19 protein-coding genes and 1 pseudogene are annotated in these 18,050 nt (G+C 52.0%); 8 read left to right on the top strand and 12 right to left on the bottom strand.

Translation table 11 applies throughout. The annotated features are described in order from the left end of the window. Nucleotides 1–26 precede the first annotated feature (26 nt). Complete coding sequence (gene uvrC, locus APU02_RS23605; protein WP_060571403.1) at nt 27–1,859, bottom strand: excinuclease ABC subunit UvrC; 1,833 nt, start codon at nt 1,857–1,859, stop codon at nt 27–29. Then, complete coding sequence (gene uvrY / locus APU02_RS23610) at nt 1,856–2,512, bottom strand: UvrY/SirA/GacA family response regulator transcription factor (protein WP_042283990.1); 657 nt, start codon at nt 2,510–2,512, stop codon at nt 1,856–1,858. Before uvrY ends, uvrC begins: the two co-directional genes overlap by 4 nt. Nucleotides 2,513–2,861: 349 nt before the next feature. Between uvrY and APU02_RS27045 the strand changes: the two are divergent. After that, a pseudogene (locus tag APU02_RS27045) lies at nt 2,862–2,972 on the top strand (hypothetical protein); the annotation flags it as partial. Beyond that, nucleotides 2,969–3,193 (top strand): DUF2594 family protein, encoded by a 225-nt coding sequence (locus APU02_RS23615; RefSeq protein WP_042283992.1) that lies wholly within the window; start codon nt 2,969–2,971, stop codon nt 3,191–3,193. The pseudogene APU02_RS27045 and the gene APU02_RS23615, both read left to right, overlap by 4 nt. 66 nt (nt 3,194–3,259) lie before the next feature. Here the strand turns inward: APU02_RS23615 and sdiA are convergent, their stop codons facing one another. From sdiA to APU02_RS23660, 9 genes are all read right to left on the bottom strand, one after another. After that, nucleotides 3,260–3,982, bottom strand: coding sequence for a transcriptional regulator SdiA (gene sdiA / locus APU02_RS23620; RefSeq protein WP_060571406.1), 723 nt, complete (start codon nt 3,980–3,982; stop codon nt 3,260–3,262). Nucleotides 3,983–4,216: 234 nt separating this feature from the next. Further along, complete coding sequence (gene tcyN / locus APU02_RS23625; RefSeq protein WP_060571408.1) at nt 4,217–4,969, bottom strand: L-cystine ABC transporter ATP-binding protein TcyN; 753 nt, start codon at nt 4,967–4,969, stop codon at nt 4,217–4,219. Continuing rightward, nucleotides 4,966–5,634, bottom strand: a complete 669-nt coding sequence (tcyL, locus tag APU02_RS23630; protein ID WP_042284001.1) for a cystine ABC transporter permease — start codon at nt 5,632–5,634, stop codon at nt 4,966–4,968. Before tcyL ends, tcyN begins: the two co-directional genes overlap by 4 nt. Before the next feature lie 14 nt (nt 5,635–5,648). Beyond that, nucleotides 5,649–6,635 (bottom strand): D-cysteine desulfhydrase, encoded by a 987-nt coding sequence (gene dcyD, locus APU02_RS23635; protein WP_060571410.1) that lies wholly within the window; start codon nt 6,633–6,635, stop codon nt 5,649–5,651. A gap of 106 nt (nt 6,636–6,741) precedes the next feature. Next, nucleotides 6,742–7,542: a cystine ABC transporter substrate-binding protein gene (gene tcyJ / locus APU02_RS23640; RefSeq protein WP_060571412.1), complete on the bottom strand. Its 801-nt coding sequence runs from the start codon at nt 7,540–7,542 to the stop codon at nt 6,742–6,744. Between the two features lie 87 nt (nt 7,543–7,629). After that, entirely contained in the window at nt 7,630–8,181 is a 552-nt protein-coding gene (fliZ, locus tag APU02_RS23645; RefSeq protein WP_060571414.1) for a flagella biosynthesis regulatory protein FliZ, read from the bottom strand. Between the two features lie 59 nt (nt 8,182–8,240). Next, nucleotides 8,241–8,960, bottom strand: a complete 720-nt coding sequence (gene fliA, locus APU02_RS23650) for an RNA polymerase sigma factor FliA (protein WP_012906204.1) — start codon at nt 8,958–8,960, stop codon at nt 8,241–8,243. 191 nt (nt 8,961–9,151) lie between these two features. Next, nucleotides 9,152–10,357, bottom strand: a complete 1,206-nt coding sequence (fliB, locus tag APU02_RS23655; RefSeq protein WP_060571416.1) for a flagellin lysine-N-methylase — start codon at nt 10,355–10,357, stop codon at nt 9,152–9,154. A 78-nt stretch (nt 10,358–10,435) separates the two neighbouring features. Then, on the bottom strand, nt 10,436–11,947 hold the full coding sequence (locus tag APU02_RS23660; RefSeq protein WP_060571418.1) for a FliC/FljB family flagellin: 1,512 nt from the start codon (nt 11,945–11,947) through the stop codon (nt 10,436–10,438). Nucleotides 11,948–12,202: 255 nt separating this feature from the next. Between APU02_RS23660 and fliD the strand changes: the two genes are divergently transcribed. The 4 genes from fliD (at nt 12,203) to amyA (ending at nt 15,955) form a co-directional block, all read left to right on the top strand. After that, nucleotides 12,203–13,606, top strand: a complete 1,404-nt coding sequence (gene fliD / locus APU02_RS23665; protein WP_060571420.1) for a flagellar filament capping protein FliD — start codon at nt 12,203–12,205, stop codon at nt 13,604–13,606. 15 nt (nt 13,607–13,621) lie between these two features. Next, nucleotides 13,622–14,029 carry a flagellar export chaperone FliS gene (gene fliS, locus APU02_RS23670; RefSeq protein ID WP_042284021.1) on the top strand — a complete coding sequence of 136 codons (408 nt, stop codon included), beginning with the start codon at nt 13,622–13,624 and terminating at the stop codon, nt 14,027–14,029. After that, entirely contained in the window at nt 14,029–14,400 is a 372-nt protein-coding gene (fliT, locus tag APU02_RS23675; RefSeq protein WP_042284024.1) for a flagella biosynthesis regulatory protein FliT, read from the top strand. The genes fliS and fliT overlap by 1 nt, the downstream gene beginning before the upstream one ends. 67 nt (nt 14,401–14,467) lie before the next feature. After that, nucleotides 14,468–15,955, top strand: coding sequence for an alpha-amylase (amyA, locus tag APU02_RS23680; protein ID WP_060571422.1), 1,488 nt, complete (start codon nt 14,468–14,470; stop codon nt 15,953–15,955). A gap of 35 nt (nt 15,956–15,990) precedes the next feature. On the opposite strand, the gene yedD is transcribed toward amyA, so the two are convergent. Continuing rightward, nucleotides 15,991–16,404, bottom strand: a complete 414-nt coding sequence (yedD, locus tag APU02_RS23685) for a lipoprotein YedD (protein WP_042284030.1) — start codon at nt 16,402–16,404, stop codon at nt 15,991–15,993. Nucleotides 16,405–16,589: 185 nt separating this feature from the next. Between yedD and yedE the strand changes: the two genes are divergently transcribed. Together yedE and yedF are read left to right on the top strand one after the other, a co-directional pair. Then, nucleotides 16,590–17,795 carry a selenium metabolism membrane protein YedE/FdhT gene (yedE, locus tag APU02_RS23690; protein ID WP_060571425.1) on the top strand — a complete coding sequence of 402 codons (1,206 nt, stop codon included), beginning with the start codon at nt 16,590–16,592 and terminating at the stop codon, nt 17,793–17,795. After that, nucleotides 17,792–18,025, top strand: coding sequence for a sulfurtransferase-like selenium metabolism protein YedF (gene yedF, locus APU02_RS23695; RefSeq protein WP_000790504.1), 234 nt, complete (start codon nt 17,792–17,794; stop codon nt 18,023–18,025). The genes yedE and yedF overlap by 4 nt, the downstream gene beginning before the upstream one ends. Nucleotides 18,026–18,050: the final 25 nt, after the last annotated feature.

Genomic DNA, 18,050 nt, shown 5'->3' on the forward strand with positions numbered 1-18,050 from the left:
ATTACCCCTATGTTGCTACAGAGACCTCAATGTTTCAACGACCAGAAGATCTTTTCTGCCAGACCTTGCGAAATACCCGGCACTTTTGCAATTTCTTCTACGCTGGCATTACGTAATCCTTGCAAACCGCCCATATATTTCAACAAAACCTGGCGACGTTTGGGCCCCACGCCTTCAATCGTCTCCAGCGTGCTGGTATTTTTCACCTTCGCCCGTTTTTTACGGTGTCCGCCGATGGCATGATCGTGCGATTCGTCGCGAATGTGCTGGATCACATGCAGCGCTGGCGAGTCCGGCGGCAGGCTAAAGCCCTCGCCTTCCGGCTCAAAGAACAGGGTTTCCAGTCCGGCTTTACGGTCAGCGCCTTTCGCCACGCCCAGCAGCAGCGGGTGATGTTTATCCCAGGTCACGTCCAGCCCGGCAAAAACCGCTTTCGCCTGGCCCAGTTGTCCTTTGCCGCCATCGATCAGGATCACGTCCGGAATCTTACTCTCTTCGATAGCCTTCCCGTAGCGGCGGCGTAACACCTGATTCATCGCCGCATAATCATCACCCGGCGTGATACCGGTAATGTTGTAACGGCGATACTCCGCGCGCAGCGGCCCGTTGGCATCGAACACCACGCAGGAGGCCACCGTCTGCTCGCCCATCGTATGGCTGATGTCGAAACACTCCATGCGCTTGATGGCTGGAAGGTTCAGCACCGTCGCCAGCGCGGTCAGACGCTGGTTAATGGTCGACTGCTGAGACAACCGGGTGGTCAACGCGGTCCCGGCATTTGTGCGCGCCAGCTTGAGGTAGCGCGCGCGATCGCCTCGGGGGCGCGTCTGTACATGAATACGACGCCCCGCCAGTTCAGATAGCGAGTCGGCCAACAGCGTTTTATCGCTAAGGTTAAAATCAAGCAGGATCTCGCCCGGCAAGGTACGCATCTGGCTACCCTGTAAATAGAACTGGCCGACGAAGGTTTCCACGACTTCGCCCAGTTCCGTACCGCCAGGGACTTTCGGGAAATAACTGCGGCTACCCAGCACCTTTCCTTGCCGGATGAAAAGCACATGCACACAAGCCATACCGGCGTCGAACGCCACGCCGATGACATCAAGATCGTCCCCGGTATTCGAGACGAACTGTTTTTCCGTCACGCGGCGCACGGCCTGGATCTGATCGCGAATGCGCGCGGCTTCTTCAAAGGCAAGATTCTCGCTGGCTTTTTCCATCCGCGCGATCAATTGCGTCAGCACCTGATCGTCTTTGCCGGATAAAAACAGGCGCACGTACTCCACCTGCTGCGCATATTCTTCTTCACTCACCAGCCCTTCGACGCAGGGGCCGAGGCAGCGACCAATCTGATACTGCAGACAGGGACGCGAACGGTTGCGGTATACGCTGTTTTCACACTGACGAATCGGAAAGATTTTCTGCAGCAGCGCCAGCGTTTCACGTACCGCATAGCCATTCGGGAAAGGTCCAAAATACTCGCCTTTGGCGTGTTTGGCGCCACGGTGCATCGCCAGTCGGGGATGCGTGTCGCCGCTGAGGAAAATAAAGGGATAGGATTTGTCGTCGCGCAGCAGTACGTTGTAACGCGGCTGATAAAGCTTGATGTAGTTGTGCTCAAGCAGCAGCGCTTCCGTTTCGGTGTGGGTCACCGTCACGTCTATTTGCTGGATGAGCGCCACCAGCGCTTCCGTTTTACGCGACGCCAGATTGCTGCGGAAATAGCTGGAAAGCCGTTTTTTCAGGTCTTTCGCTTTTCCCACATAAATTACCGTACCACCGGCATCATACATCCGGTACACGCCGGGCTGGCTGGTGACGGTTTTTAAAAATGCTTTTGAATCAAACTGAACACTCACTGGCTTGTTAACGTCTCCGCATTACACAGGCCATGGCGAATTGCCAGGTGAGTCAGCTCGACATCACCATGAATGTTTAATTTACTGAACATACGATAGCGATAGCTGTTCACCGTTTTAGGACTGAGATTCAGTTGCTCTGAAATCTCATTAACCTTCTGACCTTTGGTGATCATCAGCATAATCTGCAATTCCCGTTCAGACAAACTGGCAAAGGGCGTTTCCGTTTTTTCCGGCTCAATCTGACTCAACGCCATCTGCTGGGCAATGTCTGAAGCAATGTAGCGTTGACCGGTGTACACCGAACGAATTGCATTAACCACTTCCTGCGGCGCCGCGCCTTTGCTGAGATAGCCAGCGGCTCCCGCCTGCATCACTTTCGCAGGTAACGGGTTTTCCGTATGGACGGTTAACATGATGACTTTTATATCAGCCGTTGAACGCGCAATTTTACGCGTGGCTTCCAGACCGCCAATACCGGGCATGTTCATGTCCATCAACACGACGTCGACGGTGTTTGTGCGGCACCATTTGACGGCATCCTCACCGCAGTTCGCCTCACCGACGACTTTTATACCCTTAATATCTTCAAGAATGCGTCGTATCCCTGCGCGCACCAGTTCGTGGTCATCAACAAGAAGAACGTTGATCAAAGGAATTTCTCCAGAATAGGGATAACGCTACTGATAATAAAACATCCCTATATTAGCGGGTTTTATCTCAACTTTGAAACGTAAAAAACGCTCCGCGACCGATTTTGCTCTCGTTTTTGGAAATTAGTGTGTACGTGGAGTGGAAACTCCATGTACTAACAATCTGTTACATGTCTTATTTCGGAAAGTCGTTTCAGAATGGCGACAGAAAACGATACGGCGCAAAAAGATGCTAATTACACAGCAAGTTTGTAACAATAATTAACGAGTCAAATACGCCTAATAAACAATAATGCGCGTAAATATACGCGGCTGAGGTTGTGGTTTAATTTAACCCCAACCGCTTTTTTTTGATCAAAAAACAACCGCTGCTATTTTTTGCCTGGCTTATGGTATACTCCGCGGCCTCACCATTTACCATCGCACATTTTTACTGAGACATAACGAGGAAAATAAATGAGTACGCCTGATTTTTCCACTGCCGAAAATAATCAAGAACTGGCTACCGAAGTCACCTGCCTGAAGGCGCTGTTAACGCTGATGCTCCAGGCGATGGGCCAGGCCGATGCGGGCCGTGTGATTCTTAAGATGGAAAAACAGATCGCGCTGGTCGAAGACGAAACCCAGGCCGCCGTATTTTCCAGTACGGTTAAGCAGATTAAACAAGCTTACCGCCAGTAAAGCAAAACCGGCTGAGAGCACAGCTTTCAGCCGGTTTATCGTCTGACACGCAGAACGCTCAACGTTTCAGATGAGCCCCGTCGCGGCGGCATAGCAGGCAATCTGCGTTTTATTGGGGGCGTTGAATTTCTTCTGCATATTCTTCTGGTGAAAGTTGACGGTATTCTCCGATATCGACAAGATCATCGCGATTTCAGCCGACGTTTTGCCTTCTGCGGTCCATTTCAGGATCTCTTTTTCCCGCTTGCTAAAGCGCATTTCCGGCGCCATCACCATGTCATCCTCCAGACGAGTCAGCGCCGTCAGGCTTTCCCGCGCCAGCAGTTGTAGCTTAAGCTCCACTTCATCGGTGTCGAAAGGCGTATGGCGCAGGCTTGCACGAGAAACGGAGAGAAAACCCAGCGCCCGGTTGGGCAGCATTAAGCACTGTGTGACGCCTTTGCGCAGACCATGCGCGCGCGCCGCGTCCCACATCGTCTGGGCATGACTGAATAAGGCGTCATTCCACGGCAGATGCCCTTGGATGAAGTTCTCCGCCTTAAGCACCGGATCGATGGCGAAATAGTTCTCGGACTGATAGTGCGAAACCCACGCCGCCGGGTAAGTGGTATGAAGGGTAATTTTGGGCCGGGTAAACGGAACGGGATGTCTGACACACAGCGCATAATAATCAAATTCCAGGCGTTGCGTCTGAAGCTGTAATTCGTTGTAAACGTCTTCTGCGCGGGTCATTTCCTGGAAGCGTAACAGCATCGTCCGCCGCCAGGTAAAGAAATCGGTATCCTGCATACTCAGTCGCTGGGCTCTTGTGATTGATAATCATTATTAATGTATGAAATAAGCTAACACATAATGACATGTTTCATTAATGAAATATCGGTCAGAACGCAAATTACTTGAACCGTAAAGTGTTATTCAGAACAGGGCGAAAGAAATAAGGATCCCGTCATGCAATAACCATAAATAATTATGCAAAATGGCACGCGCCGATCGGCGTGAATCATTGCGTGCCTGGCGGGAGAATTATTGCAGGAGAAACTTCTCAAGGAACTGACGCGTTCTCGGCTGCTGCGGTTCGCTGAATAACGATTTCGCCGGCCCTTGCTCTACTATTCGCCCTTGATCCATAAATATCGCCCGGTCCGCCACGTCGCGGGCAAAACTCATTTCATGGGTGACGATGACCATTGTGCGTTTTTCCTGCGCCAGCTGGCGAATGGTGTTAAGCACCTCACCCACCAGTTCGGGATCGAGCGCCGAGGTCGGTTCATCAAACAGGATCACCTCCGGGCGCATCGCCAGCGCCCGGGCAATGGCCACACGCTGCTGCTGACCGCCGGAGAGACGTCGCGGATAGCTGGTCTCTTTGCCAGCGAGGCCCACCTTCGCCAGCAGTTCCCGCGCCAGCGCCGTTGCGGCGTCTTTAGGTTCCCCTTTTACAATAACCGGCCCTTCAATAATGTTTTCCAGCACCGTCCGGTGAGGGAACAAATTGAAATTCTGAAACACGAAGCCGACATGCTGTCGTAGCTGGCGAATCAGCGATTTTTGCTGATTCAGCGAGCGTGCGGTATCAATGGTGATCTCGCCCACTTTGATTGTCCCGGCCTCCGGCTGTTCAAGCAGGTTTATACTGCGCAACAGCGTGGTTTTACCCGACCCGCTGGGGCCGATGATGGCGACCACTTCGCCGGGTTTAACCTCCAGATCGATACCGTGCAGGACGGTCTGACCATGAAACTTTTTGACCAGGTTTTTCACTTCGATCGCGCTCATTTCGGCTCTCTCTCCTGGCGGTTGAGTTGATTTTCAAAGTAGTTCTGTAACGTTGACAGCACGGTCGCCATCACCCAGTAGATCAGCGAGGCCGCCAGATACATGGTGAACACTTCCAGCGTGCGCGAGGTGATCAGTTGCGCCTGACGGAACAGCTCCGGCACCTGAATGGTCGCCGCCAGCGAGGTGTCTTTCACCAGACTGATAAAGCTGTTGCTGAGCGGCGGCAGCGCCACCCGCGAAGCCTGCGGCAGAATCGCCCGGCGCATCGTTTGCCACGGCGTCATGCCAATACTGGCCGCCGCTTCCCACTGCCCTTTGTCAATGGACGAGATCGCCGCCCGCAGGGTTTCCGCGGCATAGGCGGCGGTATTAAGCGACAGACCGATCATCGCCGCCGGGATCGGATCCAGTTCAATACCGAACTGCGGCAGGCCGTAGTAGATCATAAACAGTTGGGCGATAAGCGGCGTACCGCGAAAAATGGAGATATAAAACCGCGCCAGCCAGCGAAGCGGCAGCAGCGGCGACAGGCGCATCAGCGCAAGGATAAATCCCAGCAGCAGGCCGAAAAACATCCCGCCGATGCTTAACTGCAGCGTGAACACCGCGCCTTTAAGCAGATACGGCAGGGAATCAATAACCAGTTGGATACTTTCTTGCATGAGCTTATCCGATATTACACGTGGGGATGGTAGGCAAAGAGCGCAGGCGCACCGCCGGTATGAATAAAGAGAACGGGACCTTCGTCTTTAAAACGCTTCTGGCTGATGCCGTCGATTAGCCCGGCCATCGCTTTCCCGGTATACACCGGATCGAGAAGAATGCCTTCCAGGCGCGCCAGCAGTTTTACCGCTTCCATCCCCTCTTCATTCGGCATGCCATAACCGGGCGCAAAATAGTCATCCCACAGCGCAATGTCTGCCGACGCGGTCAGTTCCAGGGTTTTGGCAAGGGTCTGCTGCAGCGCCGCCACCTTTGGTTTTTGTTCGGCGACGCTACGCGATACCGTGACGCCAATCAGCTCCACTTCTGGCATCAGTTGTTCAAGGCCCACCGCCAGACCGGCATGAGTGCCAGCGCTGCCGGAAGCCACCACCACCGAAGAGAGCCGTACCGCCCCTTCACATTGCTGGGCGATCTCCAGCGCGCTTTCAACGTAACCTAACGCGCCGAGGGCGTTTGAACCGCCCACCGGGATAACGTAAGGCCGGAAGCCCTGCGCTTCAAGCCGGGTGGCGAATTCCTGTAGCTGGGCGTCCGGATCGGTTAACGCGTCGCACATTTCGATTTGCACGTTGAACAGATCCAGCAGTAGCCGGTTGCCGTTGCTCAGATAGTTTTCCGCCGTGGTGCCGATCGGGTTCTCCAGCAGCGCGACGCAATGCAGACCGAGCTTCGCCGCCACCGCCGCCGTCTGACGCACATGGTTGGACTGAATAGCGCCAGCGGTAATTAGCGTATCCGCCCCTTCGCGCAGCGCGTCAGCGGCAAGAAACTCCAGTTTACGCAGCTTATTGCCGCCCATCGCCATTGGCGTGACGTCGTCCCGCTTTATAAAAATGTCGCGTCCAAGATGATCAGATAAACGTGGGAGGTATTCGAGCGGCGTGGGCGCGCCGATAAATTCCAGGCGTGGGAAGCGCGTCAGGTTGTGCAGTGGCATAAAGCCTCCGTTTTTTGTTGTTGTGATGTTCTTTTTATTATGCACGTTCAGGCGGATGAAATAAAAAAGGCGCTGATTAAAGCGCCTTTTTTTGCTATTTAGCTGATTATTTCGTCACGTCAGCGCCAAACCACTTCTCAGAAAGCGCCTTCAGCGTACCGTCTTTTTGCATCTCAGCGATAGCAGCGTCTACCGCTTTCAGCAGATCTTCGTTGCCTTTACGTACCGCAACGCCCGCTTCCTGACGGGAGAACGCTTCGCCAGTCACCGCCAGCGAGTCTTTGGTTTTCTTCACCAGATCCAGCGCGGCCAGACGGTCGACGAGGATCGCATCAATACGCCCTACGCGCAGATCCTGGTATTTGGTCGGATCGTCATCGTAGGTGCGGATGTCCACGCCCTGAACGTTCTGACGCAGCCACTCTTCGTAGTTGGTGCCCAGGCCGACGCCGACTTTCTTATCTTTCAGATCGGCCGCGGTCTTGATCGCCCCTTCATTGCCCTTTTTCACCAGCGCCTGAATACCGGACACCGTATACGGGGTAGAGAAATCGTATTTCTTCTTACGCTCGTCAGAGATGGTCACCTGATTGATCACCACGTCAATGCGTTTTGAATCCAGAGAGGCCAGCATCCCGTCCCATTTGGTCGGTTTCAGTGAGGCTTTCACCCCAAGATGTTTCGCCAGCTCTTCGGCAAATTCCACTTCAAAGCCGGTTAATTTACCGTCGTCACCCTGATAGCTGAACGGCGGATAAGTGCCTTCCAGCCCCACCAGCAGGGTTCCGCGATCTTTGACCTTCTTAAGCAGTCCTTCATCCGCAAACGTTTTTGCGCTCATCCCAGCGACCAGTGCAACAGCCATCACGCCCATCAGCGCCTGACGACCCAGAAGTGCTAATTTCATATTTACCCCGAATGTTATTATGAATGACCGTAGTGTAGAGCGATTACGCGTCACGCCATAATCCACTCTGCTACATCTTATTCATTTTTAATATATATCAGAAGTCGCTCTGAAGGAGGATTTCTGCATCTGCCCGGGGTGGACCTGCGCTTTGTACTGTTCATACTTGCGCAGCGCAATGCGGTAGTTGTTGGTACTGGTTTCCGGCAGCCACGGCGCCAGATTTTCATCAAGAAAACCATCCTGCAGCAGATCATGAGAAATCTTCTGCTCGCTAAGGTGATTGCCGAGGCGGCGCAAGCGAACAACGTATTCGCGCACAGTGCCGTGGCTCATCTCAGTTTGTTCAAATAAAAACTGCTTAAAACCGATGATGTCAAAGAAGTCGCTCTGCGCTTTGCAGTGCAGATCGCCGCAGAAGCGGCACAGCGCGACCCACTCTTTCCGCTCTTGCTCCCAGGCAGCCTCGTCCATCAGCGTGTCCAGTCGGGATATGGCGATTTTATTGACGATCTGCCCTTTACGCACCAGCGTGATGCGGTCGAGTAATTTGTGGCAATGGGCGCAATGCGTCTGGCTGTGTTTAAAGTCTTTGAGGTAGCGGCTTAATGGCCGTCTTTTAGATTGCTGCACCGTCATGAGAACTCCTGGTAGTCAGTAGGTTGTGCGGCATTTTGCAGAGGCAGTATGGTCGCCTCCTATAACTTACCCAGCTTAGTGCGTAACCGTTTGATAGCCTGACTGTGCAACTGGCTCACCCGCGACTCCCCGACTTCCAGAACCGCGCCAATCTCTTTGAGATTCAGCTCTTCCTGGTAATAGAGTGTCAGCACCAGTTGTTCACGCTCCGGAAGGGCTTCAATGGCATCCATCACGCGCTGGCGCAAATTGCTCTCGAGGAGCTGCTGTAACGGGTTTTCCTGCTGATGCTCTTCAGTCACCAGCTCAATACTGTCGCCATGTTCTTCCCGCCATTCGTCGTACGAGAAAAGCTGGCTATTATTGGTATCAAGCAACATCTGACGGTATTCTTCGACAGGGATCCCCAGACGCTCCGCCACTTCCGTTTCCGTCGCGTTGCGTCCTAATTCCTGCTCCAGTTGCCCCATCGCCTGCGCCACTTCGCGGGCGTTACGCCGGACGCTACGCGGCACCCAGTCACGGCTGCGTAGTTCATCCAGCATTGCGCCACGAATACGCTGCACTGCGTAAGTGGTAAATGCCGTTCCTTGCAGAGCGTCATATCGGTCAACTGCATTCAATAACCCGATGCCGCCCGCCTGTAGCAGATCGTCCAGTTCCACGCTCGCGGGCAAACGCACCTGCAGGCGCAACGCTTCGTGACGCACCAGCGGTACATAACGCTGCCACAGCGAGTGTTTATCCATTACACCTTCAGCGGTATACAGTGAATTCACGATAAACAGCCCTGCGTTAAATGAGTTATCGGCATGATTATCCGTTTCTGCAGGGCGTTCTATCGGGAGAATAAGGCTATAAAAGAAGGGTTATTTTACTTATGTAGCCAAAGATAATTTATAGCAGAAAAAAAGAAGCTTTAGATCAAAGTGTTAGAGGAAGGGGTGCACAAAAGTGCACCCCGTTCATGTTAGGCTAAAAGATGAATCATTGACAGATCGTCACCCGCACGTACCGCCTCAATATGCTGATAAAAATTACTGGCGACTTCAAGGTTGTGCTGGCTGCGGGAATGGAAACTATAAACGATATTTATCACGTCATCCCATTCAAGTCGCCCACGCTCACTCACGCTGGCCGCAATGAGTAATTTGATGAAAACGTATTCCGCAACAATCATATACAGTGCACGTAAAGGCTCAGTACCTGCCTGATTCGGGAAATTATGTTCCCAAATTTTATACATAATAAAATTTCGTAAAGCATAAGCGCCGTATTTTTCGTCCTGTTTTAGCGCATTGTCCAGTAAACTTTCCGTTTCACTGACTTTTTGACCCAACTCCGTCCCTGCTTCCATCGTAAGGACCCGAAGCAGGCATTCAATATACTGTTCGAGAATGACGCTACCACGGCTGGGAGCCAGGGAACGGAAGTAATTCTGCATTTGCAAAACCAGTGAAACTTTAATGTTTCTATCAGAATTCATCCCCTGTAGCTCCTTTGCTAACTCACCGTTCTGTAGCTGTGAAATCAACGTATTATAAACCTGTTCAAGTTCCGAAAGAGCATAGTCATCAATCCGGGAAAATTTCTGCGTGATCAAGTTAAATTTGACCAGCGCATACAAGGCAGCTTCGGGTCGACTCTCCGCATGATTGACAATACTTAAGCAAAACAGATTCAGCAGTTTCTGCTCAGGGTGAAATTCTGGGGCTGTATTAAGTTGTGGCTGAATCATTCTCTTGTCATTAATTACCATCGCTTCTGGATCGGTGAGGATTCTGGCAGTCACTTCCGGGCAAGCAAGACTGAGAGAATGTCTGACTTCATGTTTAAAGATGTGCTGGGCGCGGGGAAACACCGAGCAGGTCCGACTCAATGCTTTTGGACCCAGTGTCTTTTGCACCAGACATAAACGCTCCTCATCCAGATAAGGACAATTACCCAATGCTGATGGCAGTTTTATCTCGCCCCAGTGATTCACATCCTTTTTGAGCAGAATAATATTTTCTTTCGCGATCTTACGAATAGTCTCGTTTTTACTGGATACATATTTCTTGGCCGTCGCCTTATCCAGCGTAATTTTCCACCCCTTACAGCAGTGATCTCGACAAGCGGACCCGCTGCAGGAAAAAGTGGTGACAAAGTAGGGTTCAGTGACGGTGATCTCTTTCATTGCACAGGCTCCAGAATTAAAAAAGGCAGCTTTCGCTGCCTTAATTGTGTATGACCTTTTACTAAGTTAATCGCTTGATTAACGCAGTAAAGACAGTACGTTTTGCGGAACCTGGTTAGCCTGTGCCAGAACAGAAGTGCCCGCCTGCTGCAGAATCTGCGCGCGAGACATGTTGGACACTTCGGTCGCGTAGTCAGAGTCTTCGATACGGCTACGTGCTTCGGACAGGTTATTTACGGTATTGCCCAGGTTGGTAATGGCAGAGTTGAAACGGTTCTGTACTGCACCCAGATCCGAACGCAGCGCATCAACCTGCGCCAGAGCGGCGTCGATTTTGGACAGCGGATTTTCAGTGGTTTTAGCAGCAGCTTCAGCAAGTTCAGGCTGCGCTTTAAAGTCGTGGCCAGCCGCTTTGGTCGCATTATAAGTTTTGCCGCCGATAGAAACCACTTCAGTTCTTCCGTCAACACCCCCAAGCTGGTTAGCAGCAGTCTTAGCTGCACCAGTAGAATCGGTGTAAGAAGTTACTTTCGCAGTAACTTTGCCCGTACCTTCGTCGTAATTTGCAGCATAGTATTTACCGCCAGCTTCCAGTGCATAACCACCATCAATGGCTTTACCGTTTTTATCAGTAAACGTCATTTTCACCAGTTTAGCCGCAGTTGCATCCGCATTAGAAACGCCACCGTCTTCAAGGGCTTTCTTGGCATCTGCACTCACCGTGACAGGAGTATCAGTATTAACCTGTACTTTTGTTACAGCAGTATCACCGGTAACGCTAGATTTGGTCGGAGCCGCGCCGAAGGTAACATTACCTGTTGCGCTATCAACGTTGACTTCATACTTACCATTCTTGGCTGTATCACCAGCATCAGTATAACCGGAGACGGTAGCGTAATATTTACCCTCTTTGAAGGATACTGTTGCAGCTAATGTGTCACCCGCAACCGTTGGGGTACCCAGCGCAGCTTTAATAGCCGCTGCATCTGGCGCAGTAAGATTCTGCGTACCATCAGAATAGGTAGAGGTAGTTACATCCGTCGCTGAAACATCATACGCTTTCTGCACATTCAGTGTATCCAGACCCAAAGTCTGAGAGTTGATCTGTTTCAGATCGATATCAATGGTTTCGCCGTCGTTTGCGCCAACCTGGATGGTCAGTGTGTTATCCTGTGCCAAAACTTTCACGCCGTTGAACTGAGTTTGACCTGAAACACGGTCGATTTCGTTCAGACGCTGAGTGATTTCAGCCTGGATTGAGTCAAGGTCAGATTGAGAGTTAGTGCTGTTCGCGGACTGAACAGCCAGTTCACGCACACGCTGCAGGTTGTTGTTGATTTCGTTCAGCGCGCCTTCAGTGGTCTGCGCAATGGAGATACCATCGTTGGCGTTACGGGAAGCCTGAGTCAGGCCTTTGATGTTGGATGTAAAGCGGTTAGCAATTGCCTGACCCGCAGCATCGTCTTTCGCGCTGTTGATACGCAGGCCGGAAGACAGACGTTCAATAGCCGTGCCCAGTGCGGACTGAGATTTGTTCAGGTTGTTCTGGGTCAACAGCGACAGGCTGTTTGTATTAATGACTTGTGCCATGATCTTTTCCTTATCAATTACAACTTGATGTTATTGGGCTGTTGCCCACGGTTTCTCACCGTAACCCTTGTATCGGCACCTGAATTTCGAACTTTAGAAAATTTTTAGTTGCAGGCTGCTTTTTTCTTAGCGCACGAAATACCCGCTTTAATAGCCATTAATCTGCGCATTATTTTATCGAAATTATCATTAAACTTTGCCTCCGGATTGCCGATAACGCGCTTATCTACTGTTTGCAATCATAAGGAAGAAGGCATGGCTTCAATTTCATCACTGGGTGTCGGTTCAAACTTACCGCTGGACACGCTGCTGGCTAACCTGACTACCTCCGAAAAAGGACGTTTAACCCCTATTACTACCCAGCAGAGCGCAAACACTGCGAAATTAACGGCCTATGGCACCCTGAAAAGCGCATTAGAAAAATTTCAGACTGCGAATACCGCCCTGAATAAAGCTGATTTATTTAAAGCAACCACGGCTTCAAGCACCACCGAGGATCTCAAAGTCAGTACGACGGCAGGTGCTGCACCTGGGACTTACAAAATTACCGTTAAGAATCTTGCCGCCGCGCAATCTCTTGCCACCAATGCGACTTTCGCGACCACGAAAGAACAGCTAGGCGATACCACTGTCACTTCCCGCACCATTAAAATTGAACAACCGGGACGTAAAGAACCGCTGGAAATTAAGCTTGATAAAGGCGATACCTCTATGGAAGCGGTTCGCGATGCGATTAATGACGCTGACAGCGGGATTTCGGCCAGTATCGTTAAAGTCTCTGAAGACAAATATCAGTTGGTGTTAACAGCGGCAAGCGGCACAGACAACACAATGAAGATCTCTGTCGAGGGTGATACCAAACTGAATGATCTTCTTGCCTATGACAGCACGACCGGCACAGGTAACATGAAGGAATTGGTCAAAGCGGAAAATGCGGAGCTTACCGTTAACGGTATTGATATTGTCCGTCAAAGCAATACTGTAACCGATGCTCCGCAAGGCCTGACACTTAATCTGACCAAAAAAGTCACTGACGCTACCGTGACCGTCACAAAAGATGATTCTAAAGCGACTGAAGCGATCAAAAGCTGGGTAGAGGCATACAACTCACTGGTGGATACCTTCAGCACCCTGACAAAATACAATGAAGTCGAACCGGGCGAAGCCTCAAGCGACAAAAATGGCGCTCTTCTTGGCGACAGCGTATTACGTACTATCCAGACAGGTATTCGCGCTCAGTTTGCGAACAGTGGCAGCAATTCCACCTTCAAGACAATGGCTGAAATTGGCATTACACAGGACGGTACAACCGGAAAACTCAAACTTGATGAGGATAAATTAGCGAAATCGCTAAAAGATAACACTGCATCAGTTCGCGAACTGTTAGTCGGAGATGGCAAAGAAACAGGTATCACTACAAAAATCGCCACTGAAGTTAAAGGATATCTGGCCGACGACGGCATCATTGATAATGCCCAGGACAATATTAACGCCACGCTAAAGAGCCTGACCAAACAATATCTTTCTGTCAGCAACAGTATTGATGAAACCATAGCACGCTACAAAGCTCAGTTTACCCAGCTCGATACCATGATGAGCAAATTGAATAACACCAGTACTTATCTGAGCCAGCAATTTACGGCGATGAGTAATTCCTGATAACACGAGGTAAATATGTATACCGCGAGCGGTACTAAAGCGTACGCGCAGGTTGGAGTAGAAAGCGCTGTGATGAGCGCCAGCCCGCACCAGTTAATTGAGATGTTGTTTGAGGGTGCTAATAGCGCTTTAGTTCGCGCGCGTTTGTTTATGCAACAGGGTGAAATTGTCGCGAAAGGAGAAGCCGTAAGCAAAGCCATCAATATCATCGATAACGGGCTGAAGGCTGGTCTGGACCTGGAGAATGGTGGTGACATCGCCGCCAATCTTTCCGATCTCTATGACTATATGATCCGCCGCTTACTGCTCGCTAATCTGCGCAATGACAGTCAGGCCATCGAAGAAGTGGAAGGGTTACTCGGCAACATCGCGGATGCCTGGAAACAGATTTCACCGAAAGCATCATCCCAGGAGTCTCGTTAATGACCTCAGCCGTGGAGTTTATCAACCGTTGGCAACGCATTGCGCTGCTAAGCCAGTCGCTGCTCGAACTTGCGCAGCGAGGTGAATGGGACCTTTTACTGGAACAGGAAGTCAGCTATCTGCAAAGTATTGAAACGGTCGTTGAAACGCAAACTCCACCGGACATTACGCGCAGTATTCAGGATATTGTTGCCGGATACATTAAACAAACGCTGGATAACGAACAGCACCTCAAGGTATTGCTGCAAAAAAGACTCGATGAGCTGAGCGGTCTGATCGGCCAGAGCACGCGACAGCAGTCCCTCAACAATGCTTACGGTCGCCTTTCCGGCATGCTTCTGGTGCCGGACGCCCCCAGCGCGCCACAATAATTCCCGCCACGTTTAAAAATATCTTCCATACTCCAGAAGTTGTCTTTTGATTTCTGGAGCACGGAAGATGAAAAATCCTACCCTTTTGCAGTTCTTCCACTGGTATTACCCCGACGGCGGCAAACTCTGGCAGGAAGTCGCAGCGCGCGCGGACGGCCTTAACGATATCGGGATAAACATGGTCTGGCTTCCCCCGGCGTATAAAGGCGCATCGGGCGGCTATTCCGTCGGTTATGACTGTTACGATTTATTTGATCTCGGCGAGTTCGAGCAAAAAGGATCGATCGCCACCAAATATGGCGACAAGGCGCAGCTGCTGGCGGCCATCGACGCGCTGCAAAAGAACGAAATTGCGGTTCTGCTCGACGTGGTGGTGAACCATAAAATGGGCGCAGACGAAAAAGAGCCGATTCGCGTTCAGCGGGTGAATGAAGACGACCGCACGCAAATAGATGACGAAATCATCGAATGCGAAGGCTGGACCCGCTACACCTTCCCTGCCCGCGCCGGGCAATATTCGCAGTTTATCTGGGACTTTAAATGTTTCAGCGGTATCGACCACATTGAAAACCCCACCGAGGACGGGATTTTCAAAATCGTCAACGACTATACCGGCGACGGCTGGAACGACCAGGTCGATGACGAAATGGGCAATTTTGATTATCTGATGGGCGAAAATATCGACTTCCGCAATCATGCCGTGACCGAGGAGATCAAATATTGGGCGCGCTGGGTGATGGAACAAACCCACTGCGACGGTTTCCGGCTGGACGCGGTAAAACATATTCCGGCCTGGTTTTATAAAGAGTGGATTGAGCACGTACAGGAGGTCGCGCCGAAGCCGCTGTTTATCGTGGCGGAATACTGGTCGCACGACGTTGATACGCTGCAAAACTACATCAATCAGGTTGACGGCAAGACGATGCTGTTTGACGCCCCGCTGCAAATGAAATTTCACGAAGCGTCCCGTCAGGGGAGCGACTATGATATGAGCCAGATCTTTACCGGTACGCTGGTGGAGGCCGATCCTTTTCATGCCGTCACGCTGGTTGCCAACCACGATACCCAGCCGTTGCAGGCGCTGGAAGCCCCGGTCGAGCCGTGGTTTAAACCGCTGGCCTATGCGTTGATCCTGCTGCGGGAAAACGGCGTCCCTTCCGTTTTTTATCCCGATCTCTACGGCGCGCATTACGAAGATACCGGCAACGACGGCGGAACCTACCCCATCGACATGCCGATCATTAATCAGCTCGATCAGCTTATTCTGGCGCGCCAGCGTTTCGCCCACGGCGTGCAGACACTCTACTTCGACCATCCAAACTGTATCGCTTTCAGCCGCAGCGGCACTGAAGAGGATCCCGGCTGTGTGGTGGTGCTGTCGAACGGCGACGACGGCGAAAAAACGCTCACACTGGGTGAAAACTACGGCAACAAAACCTGGCGCGACTTTTTAGGAAATCGTCAGGAAACCGTGACAACCGACGCAAATGGCGTAGCGACCTTTTACTGCAACGGCGGCAGCGTGAGCGTGTGGGTGATAGAAGAAGCGATATAAAAATACCCCGGCAGGGCGACCTGTCGGGGGAGTGTTCAGGGCAGCGGGGTCGGCAGCGGCGATTTTTCCAGCGCAGCGGCGCACTCTGCGGTGGGACGCGTGACGCGCTGCAGGGTCATTCCATCATATTCTAACGTGCTGCCTTCGCGCTCGATCGCGTAAAGATCGCGGTTTACCGTCACGTTGGTTAACTCACCCGATAACATCGTCAGTTTACCCGGTAGCGCAATCACGCGCTGCCATTGACGGCAGTCGAGGGTATCCCCGGCGTGGGTAATCACCAGGCTGCCAATCGCTTCCGGACTCACCAGACTGCGCTGCGGGCCTTTCGTCTGCCAGTACCCTTCCAGTCCGGCCGGCGCAGGCGTTTTCACCACGTTATGGTAATTTTCCACCTCGGCGCATCCCGCTAACATCAGTAACGCCCCAATGATTGCTACTTTTTTCATCATTCATCCTGCATGCGAAGAAAAGGGGATTGTGGCATTAAAGCCCTGATGTCGCCAGCCTTTCCCACAGAACGGCGAAGTTTGATCCAGTCGGTATTACCGCTTAATAGTACCAGGCAAAAAAACGGTTGTGGTGTACTATCCGCACTCTTGTTTCATACCTTCTGAGTTCAGAGGCAAAACACATGTCATGGCAACACTTCAAACACGCCTGGTTAATTAAATTCTGGGCGCCCGTTCCCGCGGTCATCGCGGCGGGTATTCTCTCCACTTACTATTTTGGCATCACCGGCACCTTCTGGGCCGTCACCGGCGAATTTACCCGCTGGGGCGGACAAATCCTGCAACTGTTTGGCGTCCATGCCGAAGAATGGGGCTATTACAAGCTGATTCATCTCGACGGCTCACCGCTGACGCGCATCGACGGAATGATGATCCTCGGCATGTTCGGTGGCTGCTTCGCCGCCGCGCTGTGGGCCAACAACGTTAAGCTGCGTATTCCACGCAGCCGGGTGCGCATCATGCAGGCAATCATTGGCGGGATGATCGCCGGTTTCGGCGCGCGTCTGGCGATGGGCTGTAATCTGGCGGCCTTCTTTACCGGCATCCCGCAGTTCTCTCTTCATGCCTGGTTCTTTGCATTGGCGACCGCCATCGGCTCCTGGTTCGGCGCTCGCTTTACGCTACTGCCAATCTTCCGCATTCCGGTCAAAATGCAAAAAGTCTCCGCCGCCTCGCCGCTGACGCAAAAGCCGGATCAGGCGCGTCGCCGCTTCCGCTTAGGGATGCTGGTGTTTATCGGCATGATTGGCTGGGCGCTGTTAACGGCGATGAACCAACCGAAGCTGGGTCTGGCGATGCTGTTCGGCGTGGGATTTGGGCTGCTGATTGAACGCGCGCAGATTTGCTTTACTTCGGCGTTTCGCGATCTGTGGATCACCGGACGTACCCATATGGCGAAAGCGATCATCTTTGGGATGGCGGTAAGCGCTATCGGGATATTCAGCTACGTGCAGTTGGGCGTGGAAGCGAAGATCATGTGGGCTGGCCCGAACGCCGTGATCGGCGGGCTGCTGTTCGGTTTTGGCATCGTGCTGGCCGGCGGTTGCGAAACCGGCTGGATGTACCGCGCCGTGGAAGGCCAGGTGCACTACTGGTGGGTTGGGCTGGGTAATGTCATCGGCTCTACAATTCTGGCGTACTACTGGGATGACTTCGCCCCGGCGCTGGCAACCAACTGGGACAAAATTAATCTGCTCACAACCTTTGGTCCGCTTGGCGGTCTGTTGGTGACTTATCTGCTGCTGTTTACCGCGCTGATGCTGATTATCGGTTGGGAAAAACGTTTCTTCCGTCGCGCCGGGTTAACCCCCGCTAAGGAAACCGCATGAAAAATATCGTACCTGATTACCGTCTTGATATGGTTGGTGAACCCTGCCCCTACCCTGCCGTCGCCACGCTTGAGGCGATGCCGCAGTTAAAAAAAGGGGAAATTCTGGAAGTGGTGAGCGACTGTCCGCAATCGATCAATAACATCCCGCTGGATGCGCGTAACCATGGCTACACGGTACTGGACATTCAGCAGGACGGTCCCACAATCCGTTATTTAATTCAGAAATAAAACGTTGCCGGATGGCGGCGCAAGC

Origin of the sequence: Citrobacter sp. 50677481, assembly GCF_001463265.1 — a bacterium.
Lineage (GTDB): Bacteria > Pseudomonadota > Gammaproteobacteria > Enterobacterales > Enterobacteriaceae > Citrobacter_A > Citrobacter_A sedlakii.

Coding starts and splice junctions, on each gene's coding strand:
- sdiA (WP_060571406.1), bottom strand. CDS start 3,982: ATGCAGGATACCGATTTCTTTACCTGGCGGCGGACGATGCTGTTACGC.
- fliB (WP_060571416.1), bottom strand. CDS start 10,357: ATGAAAGAGATCACCGTCACTGAACCCTACTTTGTCACCACTTTTTCC.
- yedD (WP_042284030.1), bottom strand. CDS start 16,404: ATGAAAAAAGTAGCAATCATTGGGGCGTTACTGATGTTAGCGGGATGC.
- fliZ (WP_060571414.1), bottom strand. CDS start 8,181: ATGACGGTGCAGCAATCTAAAAGACGGCCATTAAGCCGCTACCTCAAA.
- yedE (WP_060571425.1), top strand. CDS start 16,590: ATGTCATGGCAACACTTCAAACACGCCTGGTTAATTAAATTCTGGGCG.
- fliS (WP_042284021.1), top strand. CDS start 13,622: ATGTATACCGCGAGCGGTACTAAAGCGTACGCGCAGGTTGGAGTAGAA.
- fliT (WP_042284024.1), top strand. CDS start 14,029: ATGACCTCAGCCGTGGAGTTTATCAACCGTTGGCAACGCATTGCGCTG.
- tcyJ (WP_060571412.1), bottom strand. CDS start 7,542: ATGAAATTAGCACTTCTGGGTCGTCAGGCGCTGATGGGCGTGATGGCT.
- amyA (WP_060571422.1), top strand. CDS start 14,468: ATGAAAAATCCTACCCTTTTGCAGTTCTTCCACTGGTATTACCCCGAC.
- tcyL (WP_042284001.1), bottom strand. CDS start 5,634: ATGCAAGAAAGTATCCAACTGGTTATTGATTCCCTGCCGTATCTGCTT.
- dcyD (WP_060571410.1), bottom strand. CDS start 6,635: ATGCCACTGCACAACCTGACGCGCTTCCCACGCCTGGAATTTATCGGC.
- APU02_RS23660 (WP_060571418.1), bottom strand. CDS start 11,947: ATGGCACAAGTCATTAATACAAACAGCCTGTCGCTGTTGACCCAGAAC.
- tcyN (WP_060571408.1), bottom strand. CDS start 4,969: ATGAGCGCGATCGAAGTGAAAAACCTGGTCAAAAAGTTTCATGGTCAG.
- fliD (WP_060571420.1), top strand. CDS start 12,203: ATGGCTTCAATTTCATCACTGGGTGTCGGTTCAAACTTACCGCTGGAC.
- yedF (WP_000790504.1), top strand. CDS start 17,792: ATGAAAAATATCGTACCTGATTACCGTCTTGATATGGTTGGTGAACCC.
- APU02_RS23615 (WP_042283992.1), top strand. CDS start 2,969: ATGAGTACGCCTGATTTTTCCACTGCCGAAAATAATCAAGAACTGGCT.